Origin of the sequence: Paraglaciecola mesophila (genome assembly GCF_009906955.1) — a bacterium.
Taxonomy (GTDB): Bacteria; Pseudomonadota; Gammaproteobacteria; order Enterobacterales; family Alteromonadaceae; genus Paraglaciecola; species Paraglaciecola mesophila_A.
In genome coordinates this window covers 3672000-3690060 of record NZ_CP047656.1, presented here as the reverse complement: position 1 = coordinate 3690060, position 18061 = coordinate 3672000, and the positions used below count along the sequence as shown (strand labels likewise).

The window sequence follows — 18061 nt, the reverse complement described above, 5'->3', positions numbered from 1 at the left end:
CCTAATGACACGCCCTTATAGCCCAATCGCAACAGGCTTTTTAGGGCCCCTAGTTTAACTCACAACAACTAGTTTACTCACTGTGCTCTTCTCGATACTCCCGCGGCGTTTTGTCATAATGCTTTTTAAATACGGCGTACATGTATTGTAATGATGGGTACCCACATAACGCGGCAATTTCTGTGGTAGATGCACTGCCTTTTACTAGCATTTCACACGCTTTATTCAGTTTTTCATTGTGGATTTCAGTATGGATACTATGCCCTCTTTCATCCTTAAAGCGCTGCTCCAAGTTTGAGCGTGAAACCCCTACATAATCTAGCACCTGGTCGACTTTTATGCCTCTGGAGGCATTTTGTCTTATAAAATGCATTGCTTGGATCACATAAGGATCGTTAAGTGCTTTAAAGTCAGTTGACTGGCGTTCTGATACACCCGCAGGTGGCACCAATACACGTTTATTTTTTAGATGACTGTTCTCTAGGCGTCTATGCAATAGTTTCGCAGCTTGAAACCCCATTTCAAAACAACCTTGGGTCACCGAACTCAAACTAATACGACTTAAGTATCGAGCGATGTCATCATCATCTATCCCTACAATAGAGATGTTATCTGGCACAAGTTTGCCTATATGCTCACAGGCCTGAAGTAGATGACGGGCACGGGCATCGGTCACACTGATTATCCCCACTGGATTTGGTAAGCCTTGAAGCCAATCTGATAAGCGGTTCATGGTGTACTGCCACGTTTCAGGCCGAGTAGGATGACCGCGATAAATAGAGCATTCATAACCATCTGCTTCACATAATTTGGTAACCGCTTTCTCACGCTCAACCGCCCATCGGTGGTCTTTGTCACTGGGCAAGCCATAAAACGCAAAGCGTTCTAAACCTTTCTTTTTTAAATGTTCATATGCGGCTTGTACCACAGCAAAATTATCTGTGGCGACGTAAGGTACGTCTGGGTAATCCTCTTCTTTGGAATACGAACCTCCAACCCCAACTACTGGAATTTTACTGTTCACTAGCATCTTCTGAATAGAGGGGTCATCAAAATCAGCAATGATGCCATCCCCGCCCCAGTCTTCAATATGATCTAACCGTGTTAGAAAATCTTCCTCTAAGTACACATCCCAGTCTACTTTTGAAGATTGCAAATAGTGTCCAATCCCTTCTATTACTTGGCGGTCGTATACTTTGTTAGCATTAAATAACAAACTAATACTGTGCTTCGCTTGAAACATATATCACCTAATCTTTCTTACTGTCCGCTCATATAGTGCATTAGCCAGTATCACGGAACTACTACATTACTCGTTAAGAGTGTTACGAAATTTCGTTATTAAATTTCGTTATTACCTGCATTGCAGTTTAATTTAATCGTTCTGCTAGTATTTGCCAAACTCATTATTTGACAGGTATTCCCATGTTTTTAGGTGTTGATTTAGGAACCTCTGGCATAAAGTTGGTGCTAACCAACAGCAGCGGAGAAATCGTAGATAGCGCAAGCAGTGCGTTTGAAGTGTCGAGACCAAAGCCTTTGTGGTCTGAGCAAAACCCACAAGATTGGTGGGACGGTTTTTGCGCAGCCATGGACCAACTTAATACTCAGCACGACTTATCAGCCGTTAAGGCAATGGGTTTTGCTGGACAAATGCATGGCGCTACCCTACTTGATACACAGCAACAAGTGCTTCGCCCTGCCATTTTATGGAACGATGGGCGCTGTGAAGCTCAGTGCGCTGAAATTGAAAAGCAGGTTCCGAATGCTCGAGAGATAACTGGCAACATTATTATGCCTGGCTTTACCGCCCCTAAATTATTGTGGGTAAAGCAACATGAGCCTGACGTGTTCGCAAAAATTGATAAAGTGCTGTTGCCGAAAGATTATTTACGCTTTTTGCTCAGTGGAGAATTCGCCTCTGATATGTCGGATGCGGCAGGCACCATGTGGTTAGACGTGGATAACCGCTGCTGGCATCAAGACATGCTGCGGGCCAGTGGATTAAACGAATCACACATGCCTGCTTTATTTGAAGGCAATGAGATCACAGGTACCTTGAGTGATGACGTTGCCAAGCGCTGGAACATGAACCCAGTCCCTTTGGTTGCAGGGGCAGGTGACAACGCTGCCGGTGCTATTGGAGTCGGTATCGTTAAACCTGGTCAGGCAATGCTTTCCCTTGGCACATCCGGCGTTTATTTTGCGGTCAGTGAAGGGTTCCGCAGCAATCCTGAGTCCGCGGTACACAGTTTTTGTCACGCCCTGCCGGGTACCTGGCATCTTATGTCGGTCATGCTAAGCGCTGCGAGCTGCTTACAATGGTACAGCGAGCAAGTCGCCAAAACAGAGGTCTCCGCTCTACTGAACGAGCTTGAGCGAGCAAAGCAAGACAATATGCTGGATACCCTCAACGGCCCTATGTTTTTACCTTACCTAAGCGGAGAGCGTACACCACACAATAACCCTAATGCCACGGGTGCGTTTTTCGGTTTGACCCATTCAAGCTCTCAGGTTGCATTAACCCACAGTGTATTAGAGGGCGTCACGTTTGGGCTTGCCGATGGGGTTGAGGCCTTGCATGCCTCAGGCGTTAAAGTGGATGAAATCACCCTAATTGGCGGCGGGGCCAAAAGCCCTTACTGGCGACAACTTATCGCTGATGTATTGCAGCGTCCAGTAACCTATCGTCAAGGTGGTGATGTAGGTCCTGGTTTGGGAGCTGCGCGTCTGGCACAACTCGCGACACAACCAGACACCCCTATCGAACAAATTTGCCCTCAACCGACGCTTGATTCTGTATATCAGCCGAATAGAGATAAGGCTGACACTTACACCACCCGTCGTGCAACGTTCTCAGCTCTATATCAGGCAACGAGTAAATTTATATAGCCCATTATGGCGCGGTATTCCGCGCCTAATGACATTTTTAAAACCCACAATTCACAAAAGTTAATCTAAAAAACGTAATTGTTGTACCCCTCATCACTTGTGATGATGAAGGACACAAAGCGTCATTATCAGCATTAATTAGGAGAGCCTCATGGCTGAGTATTTTAAAAATATCCCGAAAGTACAATTTGAAGGTACAAGTTCAGACAACCCTTTGGCATTTCGTCATTACAACCCAGAAGAAATGGTGTTGGGTAAAAGCATGAAAGAGCATTTACGCTTAGCTGCATGTTATTGGCACAACTTCTGTTGGGATGGAGCAGATGTATTCGGTGCAGGCACGTTCAACCGTCCTTGGTTACAAGCTGGTGACGCCATGCAACGCGCAAAAGAAAAAGCTGACGTTGCGTTTGAATTTTTCTCAAAATTGAATATTCCCTATTACTGTTTCCATGACGTTGATGTGTCACCAGAAGGTAATTCAATTAAAGAGTACATCAATAATTTCGCGCAAATGACAGATGTTCTTGAAGCGAAACAAGACGAAACTGGCCTTAAGTTGCTTTGGGGTACAGCGAACTTATTCAGTAATCCGCGTTATGCTAGCGGTGCGGCTTCTAGCCCTAACCCTGAAGTATTTACTTATGGTGCAACTCAGGTAATGCACGCCATGAATGCGACTAAGCGTTTGGGTGGTGAAAACTACGTGCTGTGGGGTGGTCGTGAAGGCTACGAAACCTTGTTAAACACCGATCTACGCCAAGAGCGTGAGCAACTAGGTCGTTTCATGAACATGGTTGTTGAACATAAACATAAAATTGGCTTTAAAGGATTATTACTAATCGAACCTAAGCCTCAAGAGCCGACTAAGCATCAGTACGATTACGACACTGCCACTGTTTATGGCTTCTTGAAGCAATACGGTTTAGAAAACGAATTTAAAGTGAACATTGAAGCGAACCACGCCACCTTAGCGGGTCACTCGTTCCAGCATGAAGTGGCAACGGCTATATCACTTGGCTTGTTTGGTAGTATCGACGCCAATCGTGGTGATCCTCAACTAGGTTGGGACACGGATCAGTTCCCTAATAGTGTTGAAGAATTATCATTGGTTATTTATGAAATTCTTAAATCGGGCGGCTTCACGTCTGGTGGCTTTAACTTCGACACCAAATTACGTCGCCAAAGCTCTGATCCACAAGATATGTTTATTGCACATATTGGCGGTATGGACCACCTTGCTATGGGCCTGAAAAAAGCCGCGAAGATGATTGAAAACGACTTCCTTGGTCAAGCAGTAAGCAAACGCTACGCTGGCTGGAACGGAGAATTAGGAAAAGGTATTCAAGGGGGCGAGTTTACTCTTGAGTCCTTAGCTAACCTATGTGTTGATAAGGACCTGCAACCTAAGCATGTTAGTGGCCAGCAGGAACTTCTTGAAAACAAAGTCAATAACGTTCTTTACGGCTAATACCTTTTGAAGAGCGAGTGCCACTCCTATTCGCCCTTTAATGACGTATAAGTCTGAAGCGCCCGTCCTGTTAAGCGCTTACCGACAAATGCCTAACATTCGTTAGGCATTTTTTTGTCTCTCGTTAGCATTATTTTAATCCCCACGCTTAACAACAAATGCTGCGCAGCGATAGCAGTCTTCCTCTTCGTACACCCCCCCCTATCTACAGTATTTAGTCCTTGTAACTAACATTATTGCCCCTGACCGCTAACGTATTCTATCTCATGCCTCACTTTACAATTCTTAAGTACTAGGTGCCCAGCACAGCGCACGCCCTCTCTCAATAGGCAAAGCTATACGCTTTGAATGGCAAGTCTTATCTTAAATGAGATAGAGAATATCCATGGGAGGTGCAGGCCGAGCATAATGCTCGGCCCCTCAAAAACGTGCCCGCTAGTAAAAAATTACCTGAGTTAAAGTGAATTAGGCAAAAAAAAGCCGCTATAAGAAGCGGCTTTCACACAAACGATTGCCTTAACCGTGCATTTCTTCTAGTTCTTTACCCTTAGTTTCTTCTACCAACTTGTACACAAACAGGATAGATATCAACGCCCCAAGTGCATAAATACTGTATGCCCCAGCAAGCCCGATCGAGGCCAAGAATACTGGAAAGGTAAAGGTCACAATGAAGTTTGCTCCCCACTGAGCAAAACCTGCCACTGCCAACCCTGAGCCACGGATTTGATTGGGAAACATTTCTCCTAACATCACCCACATTACCGGGCCCCAAGACAAGTTAAAGAAAAATACATAGGCGTTGGCGGCAACCAAGGCAACTACACCTTGCTCGCCTAAACTCAAGTTGCCATTAATATCTAGCCCAGAATTAGCAAACACATAAACCATAGTGCCTAACGTTAACGTCATGCCGATAGAGCCAATCAACAAAAATGGCTTACGACCCACTTTATCAATAAGTGACATAGTGACAAATACAGCGGCAATACTGACTGCCCCACTAATCACGTTAATCATCAGCGCGTCAGATTCTGAAAAACCAGCCGCTTGCCACAAAACAGCGCCATAATAGAACACAACATTGATCCCAACTAATTGCTGGAAAACCGCCAAGCCGATTCCAACCCACATAATAGGGCGAATTTTACCGCTGACTTTATCAATTAAGTCGGTTAATTTCGGTTTCGATTCCTCTGTTTCACGAGACGCTTCAATTTCAGTTAGCTTGTTTTGCCCCTGAGCATCGCCGTACAAGGCGTTCAACACACGCTTGGCTTTTTCAGTATTGTTGCTAATAACCAAATAACGAGGACTTTCAGGAATAAACATCAATGCAACTAAAAACAAGGTCGCTGGGATCAACTCAATCCAAAACATCCAGCGCCAAGCTTGATAGCCTAGCCAAAATTCAGCAGTAGATGCGCCCGCAAAATCAGCCAAAAAGTAGTTACTCACAAAGGCCGAGAACAAGCCAAAAATAATGGCCACCTGCTGCACTGAGGATAGCGTGCCACGAAAGCGCGCAGGTGCAATCTCACTAATATACGCAGGCGCCATTACTGACGCTGCCCCTACGGCTAACCCGCCTAAGATACGGTAAACTACAAACTCCATGGAAGAAGTAGATATCCCCGACCCCCACGCACTGATAATAAAGAATATGGCGGCAGTGATAAGCAATGGCCGGCGCCCGAATCGATCCGCTAAGCGGCCTGCACTAAAAGCCCCTACTGCACACCCTAGTAACATGCTCGACACATTAAAACCGGTACCTGCATTATCAGAATTAAAAGCGCTTTGTAGCCCATCGACTGTGCCGTTTATTACGCCACTATCAAAACCAAATAGGAAGCCACCTATGGTCGCCACGCAACTGACAAGAATAATCATCAGTGTATTTTCGTTATTATGAGACAAAATCTATTCCTCTTATTTATCTCTAGTGAGAGCGCCAAACACGAGCCATTGTTTGCGTTGTTTGTTAGCTCTTTGTCGGCACTAATTAGCACAAAGCCTGAACATAGTTCAGGCCGTTGTGTCGTTACTTGTAATAAGCCTGATAAGGCACAATCGTGCCATCGTCGTTATATTTTAATTCTGCCATCTTCACGCTACGTAAATGGGTCTGCCCTTTCGAAAGCGTGCTGTCGTGATAGAACAAATACCATTTGCCCTGAAATTCAGCGATAGAATGGTGATTTGTCCAGCCAATTACTGGGTCAAGCACCACCCCCTTAAAAGTATATGGCCCCATTAAGTTGTCACTCATGGCATAAACAATTTTGTGGGTATCTCCGGTGGAATAAGACAGATAATAATTCCCTTGGTATTTATGCACCCATGCAGCTTCGAAGAAACGGCGGTCTAAATCGCCTTGCTTAATCGGCTCACCATTTTCATCTAAAATCATGATGTCTTGTGGCTCACCATCCATTGATAACATGTCATCACCCAATTTCACTGCTTTAGGCATCAATGCAGGCTCATCGTCAGCTGGGTAGTCATCTTGCTGGTTATATTCACCTTTTGTCCAACGTTGTAATTGCCCGCCCCATATTCCACCGAAAAATAAATAATGTTGCTGATCGTCATCTTTAAAAACGGCCGGGTCCATACTAAAGCTACCTGGCATTGGTTTGGGCTCAGGCGTAAATGGACCAACGGGAGAATCGCTCACGGCCACACCGATCCGGAAGATATCCTGCTGATCTTTTAACGGAAAATAAAGATAGTACTGGCCGTTTTTGCTGGCAGCATCTGGGGCCCACATTTGTCGGCCTGCCCAAGGAACGTCATCAACCGACAACGCTACGCCGTGCTCTTGTACGCTACCACCCACTTCATCCATGGATAAAATATGATAATCACGCATAGCGAAATGGTCGCCATTGTCGTTTTGTGGGATACCCGCTTCATAATCGTGTGATGGGTAGATATAAAGCTTACCATCAAACACGTGAGCAGACGGGTCCGCAGTATAGATATTGGTTACTAGGGGCAAAGACTTAGAACCATATTCATCTAAGCCTTTTTGCTCTGCTTGCTCCACTTCTTGCTGTTGCGTTGCATCCGCGGTCGTTTTGGCTGCGACTTGCAAAGTATCCTTTGCTTCTTCTTTATGACCAACCTGTTCTGTACAAGCTGACAACATGACGGCGCCTAAGGCCAGTAGAGGTAAATAACGTGTGTGCACTTTGAAGTCCTACTATAATTTAGTTATAGTCATGTTAACCATATGTAATTATCCCTGTCTAGCGCATGCCAAGCAAATCTTTAGCAATGATAAAAATAGTAAAGCTCGAACCAAAAAGCGCAATCTGTTCCCTGTTAAAACTCAAAGTTAAACCCGTGCTCACACAGCTTTTGATACACCACCATATCGAATCGATATAGGCTCGCTGCGCGATGCATGACGCCTTGTTGTTTTTCTTCGCAATCAATCAAAAGGTTCATTTTCAGAATTTTACGTCTGAAATTAGGCTTATCGAGTTTCACATCTAAGATTGCTTCGTACACTTCTTGCAGCTGTAAAAGGGTGAATTTTTCAGGTAATAAATTGAACCCAATCGGTTCATGACGCACCTTGTTTTTAAGATGAGATAAAACCGCTTTTACAATATCGCCATGGTCATAAATCAAGTTGGGTAACTTATGCACATCACACCATTCAACGTGCGATGCGGTACCACCAGGCATCATTTTATACAAATCCGGACGCACCAAAGCATAGTATGCAATGGTCACCACACGTTCTGCTGGATAGCGCTTTACTTCACCGAATGCACGAAATTGTTCAAGGTACATATCGTCGACACCAGTGATCATTTTCAGTATCCGTTTTGCTGCATCATCAATTGATTCGTCATAGGACACCCAGCCCCCTAATAACCCCCACTGCCCTTGCGCTAACCCAGTGTTATATTTAGCCGTTAACACCATCAAGCGGCCGTTTTCTATTCCCAGAACCACATTATCTACTGACAAGGAATCGATCACATGTGGTTTGGATGACTCGTTACTTTTATTATCCAATCGGTTTTCCCCAAACTCTAAATATTCTCAGATCAATGCATCATGGTGCATCTTAAACAAAATCATTTCATTAACAATCAGTAAACAAACGGTCGTCGTTCACATTTCAACCGAACATGGGAACGTTACTTAAATATAATAATTGGTTTACAAATTGTCACAATGACCATTATGATTTTATCTCGTTACACTAGTCAATAGCATGGGATATTAGGGCAATAAAATGTATCTGTGTCCTCTCCCATTACTTTCAGTGACAAATAGGGATTTAAGATGAGAATGTGTTCGTTAAAAAGCGTCCTAGCGGTGGGATTCGCCTCCTTAGCATTTAACAGTCTTGCCGCAGGCGATTACCAAGATGCAAGTTTGCCCACCGAGCAAAGGGTAAGCAATTTATTAAAACAAATGACCTTGCAAGAAAAAGTTGCTCAATTGCAAACCGTTTGGCACGAAGGAAGGGAGTTAAAAGGGCCAAAAGGTGCACTTAAAACAGATATGGCAGAGAAAATACTGCCTTTAGGCATTGGTCATATTGCTCGTCCTAGTGAAGACCTCTCCCCAGTTGAGAGTGTAAAATACACCAATGCAATTCAGAAGTGGTTAATCGACAACACACGTTTATCCATTCCAGCTATTTTTCATGAAGAGGCCTTACATGGCCATGCTGCTAGCGAAGCCACGAGTTTCCCCCAAGCCATCGCCATGGCCAGTACGTGGGACCCTCAGTTAATTCATGACATCTACCAGGCCAGTGCCGAGGAAGTACGAGCCCGCGGCGGCAACCAAGCGCTAACACCTATCCTTGATGTCGCCCGGGATCCTCGCTGGGGAAGGATTGAAGAAACCATGGGGGAAGACCCTTATCTAATTGGAGAACTCGGTGTATCAGCGGTAAAAGGCTTTCAGGGTGATGAACAAAACATCCCTGAAAACCGCGTTATGGCGACACTTAAACACTTAGCAGGGCATGGTCAGCCAACCGGCGGTTTGAACATTGCCCCTGCGCCAATTGGCGAGCGCGCATTGCGGGAAGTGTTTTTATTTCCCTTTGAAGCTGCGGTTAAGCTTGCACATGTAGGCAGCGTTATGGCTTCTTATAATGAAATAGATGGCATTCCTTCTCATGCTAACAAAATGTTGTTAACTGATATTCTGCGCGATGAGTGGGGTTTCGATGGCTTATTGGTGAGTGACTATTACGCAATCAAAGAGCTCATCACTCGCCATGGCCTAGCTGGCAGTAGTGAAAACGCTGCTATTATGGCGCTCAATGCTGGGGTTGATGTTGAAATGCCTGACCGAGATGTTTTTCCACTGCTTGAAAAACTAGTGAATGATGAAAAAGTCTCGATGCAGAAAATTGATACCGCTGTAGCACGTATTTTACGCGAGAAGTTCAAATTGGGGTTATTTGAAAACCCGTACACAGATGAAAATGCGGTTGACGCCATAGTAGGCAGCCAAGCACACCGTGACCTAGCGCAAGTCACCGCTGAAAAGGCTATGGTGTTATTGAAAAATGACGGAGTGTTGCCTTTGGACAAAACTAAGGTACAAAGCGTCGCCGTCATTGGCCCCCACGCCGATGAAACCTTATTGGGCGGATACAGCGATATTCCTCGCCAAACAGTCACCATTTTGGATGGCCTGCGTAACAAACTAGGTAAGAACGCCAAGGTAGAGTTTTCACGTGGCGCACTTATCACAGAAGATATTCAAGACCCATCACCAGCTTCCGTAACAGCGCAAAGTTACTCTAAGGAGCGCTGGAACAAAGAAAACATGAAGCTTGCCGATTTAAGTAATGCTCAGGCACTTATCGATGATGCTGTAGCCCTGGCTAAGCGCAGTGATGTTGCTGTTGTTGTAGTTGGCTCAAATGAAGGTAGTTCGCGAGAAGCATGGGCAGAAAATCACTTAGGGGATCGCGACTCATTAAATTTACTTGGCGAGCAACATGCCTTAGTTGAAGCAGTGTTAGCCACGGGTACACCTACTGTGTTGATTCTTTCCAACGGTCGTCCTCTCACGTTAGGTAATTTATATCAAGACGCTCCCGCTATTATAGAAGCCTGGTACCTTGGTCAAGAAACCGGCAGCGCAGTGGCGAATGTACTGTTCGGCGATGTTAATCCTAGCGGTAAATTACCGTTGAGTTTACCGAAAACCGTTGGTCAACTGCCCGTGTTTTATAATCACAAACCCTCTGCTAAGCGCGGCTATATTTTCGGAGAAACAGCACCTGCCTTCGCCTTTGGACACGGGTTAAGTTACACCACGTTTAAGTATAGTGATTTGTCCGTTGATGCCTCAAACGCCAAAGCGAATGGCACTGTGATTGCGAGCTTTACCTTGACCAACAATGGTGATGTGGATGGCGAGGAAGTCGCACAGCTGTATATTCGCGATGTTTTTTCCAGCGTTACCAGACCTGTAAAAGAACTAAAAGGCTTTAAACGAGTAGCGCTAAAAGCCGGGGAAAGCAAAAAGGTCACCTTTGAACTTCCAGTCAATTTGCTAGCATTTTACGATGCACAAATGCGTTTTGTGGTTGAGCCGGGTGAAATAAAATTAATGATAGGTAGCGCTTCAGATGATATTCGTTTAGATGAATCATTTGAGGTAGTTGGTGATGTCAGTGAAATACCACAAGCGCAAAAAGCGTATCTGACGAATGTGAGTGTGCAATAGCCATTAACTAACGCGAACAACCTCATATAAAAAACGGCCTATCTGAAGTGACCCCCAATAGTTGGACATACCAGTTACTGGGGGTCTTTTTATGTCCAAACACCACAGAGCATTTAAATAACCTCAAACGTTTAATCATCGAATGTCAGTAAGATAGGATAATGATCAGAGTAATATCGTGTTTCTGAGGTTTTAAGTACCTGAGCCTCTACCTTGTTGTCATTGAATGACGTCCACACGCGATCTAATCGAAATAAAGGCCATGCAGTGGGGAAAGTAGCTGAAACTTTATGCTCTGTTAATACCTGATTGATGGTACGAAAAGCGCGAGTAAAAAACTGCCACTCATTAAAATCCCCGCCTACTATCAATGGAATAGACGACACCGCCATGCTTTGTTCTAAATATTCAGCCATTAGGGCAAATTGCTTTCGTCTCTCCTGCTTCTTTAGCCCCTTGTGCGTATTAATCACTCGTATAGGGCCAACATGCGTATCAAGGACTACTTCTTGAATATTACGCGGTTGAAAGCCCTCTTGGCTAACATCTACGGTCTTTGTCGAAAGTACAGGATATCGACTCAAGATAGCATTCCCATACCAACCATGTGTTTCTTCAAGTGCAGGTGAGCGACTAAGGGCAATGAAGTAATTAGCACACAAGTCTTGAATATCCTGTTCGGTATCGCGCTCATTGGGGCGGGTGTCCATTTCCTGAATCAAAGCAATATCAATATTCTGACGTGCTAGAAACTGACCGATACGCTTATAGCTTTGTACGCCGTCGACCCCTACGCCACTATGAATGTTATATGTCACTATGCGCATCCCCTGTTAACTCGCCTGCGCTTTTTTTAATTGGTACATGCGTGCCAGCTTTTGACACACAAAGATCATCAATGCCCAAAAGCCAATGCCAAGCGCTAGATAGCCAATAGTTTCAGGAGAAGGATTCGTAAAAATCTTACTAAGTGAATCCCCCACCAGCCCTTTGGCGATCATCGGAGGAAACATACCGAGGAATGTCCCTGCTAGAAACTGAATTAAGCCAATAGAAGAGATACCAGCCACCAAGTTGACCAAGCTAAAAGGCGCAATAGGAATGAGGCGAATGACGGCCACACCCACAATGCCACTGTCTTTGAACTTATCATCCACAGCTTGTATCTTCGTTCCTCCCATTTTACGTAGTCCACGTTCGCCCATAATATGACCTAAAGCAAATAAGGTAGCAGAACTAATAAGCGCCCCAAGCATGCCATAAATGGGGCCCCAAATAGGCCCATACACGGCCGCCACCGCTAATGACAAAACAGTAACCGGGAAAAACACCAAGCCTGCAATCACATAAATTATGCATATAGTGGGAATGACCCACATGGTGCCCTTAGTATCTTCTAAAAACTGCTCAAGGTTTTCTGCTGTCAACCAAGGAATAGAATGACTAGCCCAATAAACCAACCCACCGAGCACGAGTACCAGTAAAGCAACGAGCATAAAAACAATGGTTTTTTGTTTAGGGTTCCCTACCCCAACCACTTTTCCACTGGACATTTGAATAGGCGCAATCAGTGGTTTTTCAGGATCTGACAATGAGCTAAATACTGGTTGCCAAGCTTTATTTGTAAACTGCTCATCACTGACTTCGGCGAGCTGATACCCAGTTTCAGCCTGATCACTTAGTAACCCATTGAGAGGGTCATCACTAGCAAATATTTTTTCCACTTGCTCTATACTGCGTCCGGTATGCTCTGCAAGTAAATCATTGCGTACGTTTGTGATGTCCCTTTTATTTTGCTCTGTATTTACAGCAAACACTAAGTCTACTTCAGTGTCTAAACTCATGGAGCGGTTACTGATATTTGAAGAGCCAATAACCAAGTAACGATCATCAATACTCATTACTTTTGAATGCACGCGCTTCTGAGTGCTTTTTCCTTGGTCATTGGTCAAAGTTGAGTAGGTTATCTTAACCCGCCCATCCTCAATGCCATTTTCCAAAATTCTCTTAAAATCAATGCGACTCGCCCAGTAAGCTTCGCTCTCAAACTTTCCCTTGGGTTCATAAGAGCTGACCACAATAACCTGCAAATCTGGGCAGGCTTTCAAGCGTTTGTTTAACGCTTCAGCTATTTCTTGACGGGTAGTGAATTGATTCTCAATAAAAATAAAGCGTTCAGCTTGCCCGATGAGATCAAGCAACATACGCCTTACCTCTTGAACAGGCTCTACGCCATCCATAAAGGGAATTGTGCGCGCTACAGCACAAGGCAAGTTGTGCATACTTGGAGGGAAATTATCCGGCCAAGAAGCAGGCACGTCATCGCGCTGTGGGTCGCTAGGGGAAAACTCTATCGCTTTTTGCTCATTTATTCTGTCCCAACGCCAACGGACTAATTGGGCAAAACACTCGACAATTGGGCCGCTGGTTAATATTTGCACGTCGTGAAGTGGCCCATGAGGGCCGTCTGGCCCGACGCGTTCAGGTTGCTCTACTAGGTGCTCTCGGGTATCCCAACGGTTGGTAGAGACGTCCATCCCTCCCGAAAATGCAATTTCATCGTCAATAACAACAATTTTTTGGTGCTGACTGCCTCCCATAGGGATCGTGCTATCTAACGCTGTCTTAACGTTGTCGGGCGTTTTGTTGTCCCACACTTCTTTAGCCCACATCTCCCTTTGACTAAAGAACGCTAAAGAGGAATCCCAGCGCAGCAAGTAGATTTTTATATCTTGGTGTTGTTCTGCTTTCCATTTTAACAACTCGCTAATGACAGAGGGTGCGCTGGCATTTTTTTCCTCTTCACCACGTAATAAACGGATCCGGCTATCAATATCCCACCCGACAATAAATATGCTGTGCTTAGCTTTGCAGATCGCGCTATGTAATGCCCGATAGTAATTTGCACCATCAATCAAGGGAGTGGCATACGTTACTTGACTGGTTTGCCAACAGTTTTCACTTTCTTTGAACAAGGATGCGCTGGTATCAGTCATGCTTTTTCCTTTTCAGTTATTTCGTAATGAGATTAAGCCTTGGATAGAAAAAGTGCTTTCAACCTAGATATTTATAAAATTTACAAATCTAGTCTGTATAATTTTTTTAGCTTGCAAAATGCCTTAAGGATCTCTGCATTCCAATTAAAACAAGGGCCGGAAAGAACTCTTCGCCTAAAAAAACATTTATTAATTGGACTGTTTTTCTGTTCCACAAATTAAGCAGCAAAATGCACGCCACCAATAAGAAAGAGAGTGTTTGGCAAATTAAGCGGCAAAAATGTGAAGTAAAGTTGGATTAGAACGGATTTACTTGAAAATAACCTATACAATGCTCTCTGCAGGTTTTCTGCAAACAATATATTAATTAAAGTAGAGTAGATTATGAGTAAAGGTACAGTTAAGTGGTTTAATGCGGACAAAGGTTTCGGTTTCATTACTCCAGAAGACGGTGGAAAAGATTTATTTGTTCATCACTCAGAAATTAAAAGCGGTGGTGGATATGCAACTTTGAACGACGGCCAAGCGGTTGAGTTTGAAGTTGGTCAAAGCCCTAAAGGCCCATGTGCGAACAACGTAGTTCCTATTTAATTACAGACTGACGTTAGTTATCGCCTAAGACGAGCCGCATTGCGGCTCGTTTCTTTTTGGGCACTCAAAAAGTGTTAAACACCTTTAGAATCACTATAGCGCTGCAATCGCTGCTTCATAGTCAGGCTCGTCAGCTGTTTCAGAAACTTGTTCGGTATAAATAACCTTACCGCTTTCATCAAGCACTACTACACTGCGTGACAACAAGCCTTTCAATGGGCCATCAACAAATTCCACACCATAATCTGTGCCAAATGTGCTTCTAAAGCTTGAGCCTGTAGCAACATTTTCAATCCCTTCAGCACCACAGAAACGCGCAGCCGCAAAAGGCAAATCAGCAGAGACACATAGCACTTTGGTGTTATCTAATTGACTTACTTGCTCATTAAACTTGCGTACAGACATTGCACACGTCGGCGTATCCACAGACGGGAAAATATTCAGTACCAAACGAGAGCCTTTATAGTCAGCAAGTGTGGTTTCAGAAAGGTCGGTTTTCACTAAACGAAAATCGACTGCGCTTTCACCTACACTTGGCAAGACGCCAATGGTGTTGAATGGGTTACCCTTTAAAGTCACTGTGCTCATATGTTCTCCAACTTTGATTAATAATCGTTTTTCGTAGCATACTAAAATGGGGGATGAAAGACAGAAAACAATAGTAATACCAATTCCATTAAATAATTAACCACTCAGCGAAAATTTAAAAGGACTTAATCAAGGCGCTTAAATGAAGTAATAGTGGTGCTCTTTCGAGTTTGAGCAACACAGAGTAAGTCTTTTTAAAATTCGCCCGAAGGGAATTCCCCAGCGGGTTTTGCACTACGTTCTCGATATTTGAAAGGGAACAACCATTACTACACACCGACGCCTTGTTCAAAACCCGCTGGATGAATTCTGAGAGGCCAATTATTTAATGGAATTGGTATAAGGTCTTATGCCATTCCAATTACTTTGCTAGGGAGAACCCAAAATGTCATCAAGAAGTAGATTGGCCATGTCAGCATTAGTGGCATTTTTATTCTATTTTGGTTGGACTTACTGGGCGAATAGCTTAGTGACAGACGATCTAGCGCTTATTCTGCGTTCGGCGCTAGTACAAGGTTCGCTCAGTGGCAGCATTACCATCATATTCACCTTCACATTAGAAAAGGTCGTTCAACGGTTTGGTAGTCATTACGTGTCGCTGGTATTTGTGGTACCCATTCTGTGTTCGGTTTACGCTAAAACGAAACAAAACATTGCCATTTTTAAGACGTTCAATCACGCGTTGGATAATGCGGCATCACGCTTATCCGTAGCGAAAATCTCCGGCGCACTACTCGCCCCTCTAATCCCGATATTGATGCAAGGAAGTATAGCCATCACAGTGAACCTAATAAATCACACACCTAACTTATTGCTGACTGTGACACCCAGCATTGTGTTCAGCGCATTATATGGCTATGTGTATACCTTTACATTACTGAAAAACAGCGCCAAGGCGATTGCTTAGACAGCAATCACCTAGCAAGGGTAACAAAGCGGTAGGCGTGTGGATTTTTCTCGTCAGGCTCACTCGATTCAGATTCAATCTCTTGCCATACATCATCTGCATAGTCAGGAAAATACGTGTCTCCAGGGGTGTCTAAATCTATAAAGGTCAAATACAAGCGATTAGCATGAGGTAAAAAGTGTTGGTAAACCGTACCGCCACCAATCACCATAATTTCCTGCTTCTGCTCAGCTACGCCTTCTTTTTGCATGTGTGACGTAGCCAAGTTAATAGCCTGTTCGCAGCTGTGTACGACACTCGCATCACTCAGTTGATAACCTTGGTCGCCTGTAATCACGATATTAAGTCGACCAGGTAACGCCCTACCAATAGATTCGTAGGTTTTTCGCCCCATAATGATTGGCTTGCCCAACGTCACGCGTTTAAAATGTTTTAAGTCGGCTGGCATGTGCCAAGGCATTTGATTGTTAAGACCAATTACTCGTTCATTTGCCATTGCGGCAATCATTGCAATCTTTGCCATGCTATAACACCCTACTTTTCCAACTACATTACACGTTCATTATTCAGTTCAAGTCGGTCAACTGAGTACATACAGCCAACCGATAATCGGCTTACTTTTGGTAAATCACTTCGAAGTCGTCGTCGCCATCAAAGTCATCGTCATCATCATCGTCGAAATCATCGTCATCTTCGTAATTTTCGACTGTCTCTTTATGATAAGTATCCCATTTGAAGCCGACTTCTTCATCATCCGACTCATCAACTTCTTCTTCTGGTAAGCTTTCAATAAAGTCCATGACCTTAATGCAAAGTTCTTTGGTGTTCTTACCCTGTACAGCAGAAATACTGTGGTATTCACCTTCCCAGTTCAGCGCACTAGCAATCTCTTTACATAACTCTTGTGCTTCGTCTTCAAACATCAAATCGACTTTATTGAACACCAACCAACGTGGTTTAGCAGCTAATTTGGGGCTGTATTTTTCTAATTCGCTAACGATAGCTTTGGCATTTTCAACGGGATCAGAGCCGTCAGCCGGCATCAAATCAATAAGGTGCAATAACACTCGGCAACGTTCAAGGTGCTTAAGGAATTGAATTCCTAAACCAGCCCCCTCAGATGCGCCTTCGATCAAACCGGGAATATCGGCAATCACAAAACTGCTCATTGCATCTAAGCGCACGACACCTAAATTCGGCACAAGTGTGGTAAATGGATAATCTGCCACTTTCGGCTTGGCGGCAGAAACACTACGTATAAAGGTTGATTTACCTGCGTTTGGCATACCCAACAAACCCACATCAGCCAATAGCATTAGCTCTAATTTGAGCATGCGAACATCCCCTGGGGTACCCAAAGTTTTCTGTCGTGGGGCGCGGTTGGTGCTGGTTTTAAAGCGAGCATTACCTAAACCATGATAACCCCCTTGTGCCGCTTTAAGTCGCTGACCGTGCTTGGTTAAATCACCTAACAATTCGCCGGTTTCAGTGTCTGTTGCTCGGGTACCTACTGGAACCTTGACTTCCAGGTCAGCGCCTTTGCGACCAGTACAATCTGAGCTTTGGCCATTTTTACCACGTTCAGCACGATGAAATTTCTCAAAGCGATAATCGATAAGCGTGTTTAGGTTTTCATCAGCCACTAGGTAAACGCTACCACCATCACCACCATCGCCGCCATCCGGGCCGCCATCAGGAACATATTTCTCGCGGCGAAAACTAACCGTACCGGCTCCGCCATCACCCGCTTCAACGCGGATCTCAGCTTCATCTACAAATTTCATCGTTAACTCAACTTTCAGGTAAAGAGTATAAAGAGTTTATACTAGTTCGCTGGCGCTTGGGGCATTCCCTAGCTCAGCGTGTTGGTCTTATGTATGCAAAATGATAATA

At 44.4% G+C, this 18061-nt stretch carries 14 protein-coding genes; 5 read left to right on the top strand and 9 right to left on the bottom strand.

The annotated features are described in order from the left end of the window. Nucleotides 1-73: 73 nt before the first annotated feature. Nucleotides 74-1243, bottom strand: a complete 1170-nt coding sequence (locus FX988_RS15795) for a XylR family transcriptional regulator (protein ID WP_160181080.1) — start codon at nt 1241-1243, stop codon at nt 74-76. Nucleotides 1244-1425: 182 nt separating this feature from the next. Between FX988_RS15795 and xylB the strand changes: the two genes are divergently transcribed. Continuing rightward, nucleotides 1426-2892, top strand: a complete 1467-nt coding sequence (gene xylB / locus FX988_RS15790; protein ID WP_160181079.1) for a xylulokinase — start codon at nt 1426-1428, stop codon at nt 2890-2892. A 151-nt stretch (nt 2893-3043) separates the two neighbouring features. After that, nucleotides 3044-4363, top strand: a complete 1320-nt coding sequence (xylA, locus tag FX988_RS15785; RefSeq protein ID WP_160181078.1) for a xylose isomerase — start codon at nt 3044-3046, stop codon at nt 4361-4363. A gap of 516 nt (nt 4364-4879) precedes the next feature. Here the strand turns inward: xylA and FX988_RS15780 are convergent. The 3 genes from FX988_RS15780 to FX988_RS15770 all read right to left on the bottom strand — a co-directional run bounded on the left by FX988_RS15780 (nt 4880) and on the right by FX988_RS15770 (nt 8395). Then, nucleotides 4880-6280, bottom strand: coding sequence for a sugar porter family MFS transporter (locus FX988_RS15780; RefSeq protein WP_160181077.1), 1401 nt, complete (start codon nt 6278-6280; stop codon nt 4880-4882). A 124-nt stretch (nt 6281-6404) separates the two neighbouring features. Then, the gene (locus FX988_RS15775; RefSeq protein WP_160181076.1) at nt 6405-7556 is read right to left on the bottom strand and encodes a glycoside hydrolase family 43 protein; all 1152 of its coding nucleotides are present in this window, start codon (nt 7554-7556) and stop codon (nt 6405-6407) included. 134 nt (nt 7557-7690) lie between these two features. Next, entirely contained in the window at nt 7691-8395 is a 705-nt protein-coding gene (locus FX988_RS15770; RefSeq protein ID WP_160181075.1) for an NUDIX hydrolase, read from the bottom strand. A 273-nt stretch (nt 8396-8668) separates the two neighbouring features. On the opposite strand from FX988_RS15770, the gene FX988_RS15765 reads away from it, so the two are divergent. Beyond that, a complete protein-coding gene (locus FX988_RS15765; protein WP_254700638.1) occupies nt 8669-11086 on the top strand; it encodes a glycoside hydrolase family 3 N-terminal domain-containing protein in 2418 nt (805 codons plus the stop codon). Nucleotides 11087-11217: 131 nt separating this feature from the next. On the opposite strand, the gene FX988_RS15760 is transcribed toward FX988_RS15765, so the two are convergent. Together FX988_RS15760 and FX988_RS15755 are read right to left on the bottom strand one after the other, a co-directional pair. After that, on the bottom strand, nt 11218-11913 hold the full coding sequence (locus tag FX988_RS15760) for an endonuclease/exonuclease/phosphatase family protein (RefSeq protein ID WP_160181074.1): 696 nt from the start codon (nt 11911-11913) through the stop codon (nt 11218-11220). Between the two features lie 6 nt (nt 11914-11919). After that, complete coding sequence (locus tag FX988_RS15755; protein ID WP_160181073.1) at nt 11920-14082, bottom strand: VTT domain-containing protein; 2163 nt, start codon at nt 14080-14082, stop codon at nt 11920-11922. 384 nt (nt 14083-14466) lie between these two features. Between FX988_RS15755 and FX988_RS15750 the strand changes: the two genes are divergently transcribed. Further along, nucleotides 14467-14673: a cold-shock protein gene (locus tag FX988_RS15750; protein WP_160181072.1), complete on the top strand. Its 207-nt coding sequence runs from the start codon at nt 14467-14469 to the stop codon at nt 14671-14673. 93 nt (nt 14674-14766) lie between these two features. Here FX988_RS15750 and tpx read toward each other — a convergent pair whose 3' ends face one another. Continuing rightward, the gene (tpx, locus tag FX988_RS15745; RefSeq protein ID WP_160181071.1) at nt 14767-15261 is read right to left on the bottom strand and encodes a thiol peroxidase; all 495 of its coding nucleotides are present in this window, start codon (nt 15259-15261) and stop codon (nt 14767-14769) included. Between the two features lie 385 nt (nt 15262-15646). Here tpx and FX988_RS15740 point away from each other — a divergent pair, with 385 nt between their 5' ends. Continuing rightward, nucleotides 15647-16168 (top strand): hypothetical protein, encoded by a 522-nt coding sequence (locus tag FX988_RS15740; protein WP_254700637.1) that lies wholly within the window; start codon nt 15647-15649, stop codon nt 16166-16168. Nucleotides 16169-16175: 7 nt separating this feature from the next. Here the strand turns inward: FX988_RS15740 and folA are convergent, their stop codons facing one another. Both folA and cgtA read right to left on the bottom strand, forming a co-directional pair. Beyond that, nucleotides 16176-16691, bottom strand: coding sequence for a type 3 dihydrofolate reductase (folA, locus tag FX988_RS15735; RefSeq protein WP_160181070.1), 516 nt, complete (start codon nt 16689-16691; stop codon nt 16176-16178). Between the two features lie 91 nt (nt 16692-16782). Continuing rightward, the gene (cgtA, locus tag FX988_RS15730; protein WP_160181069.1) at nt 16783-17952 is read right to left on the bottom strand and encodes an Obg family GTPase CgtA; all 1170 of its coding nucleotides are present in this window, start codon (nt 17950-17952) and stop codon (nt 16783-16785) included. Nucleotides 17953-18061: the final 109 nt, after the last annotated feature.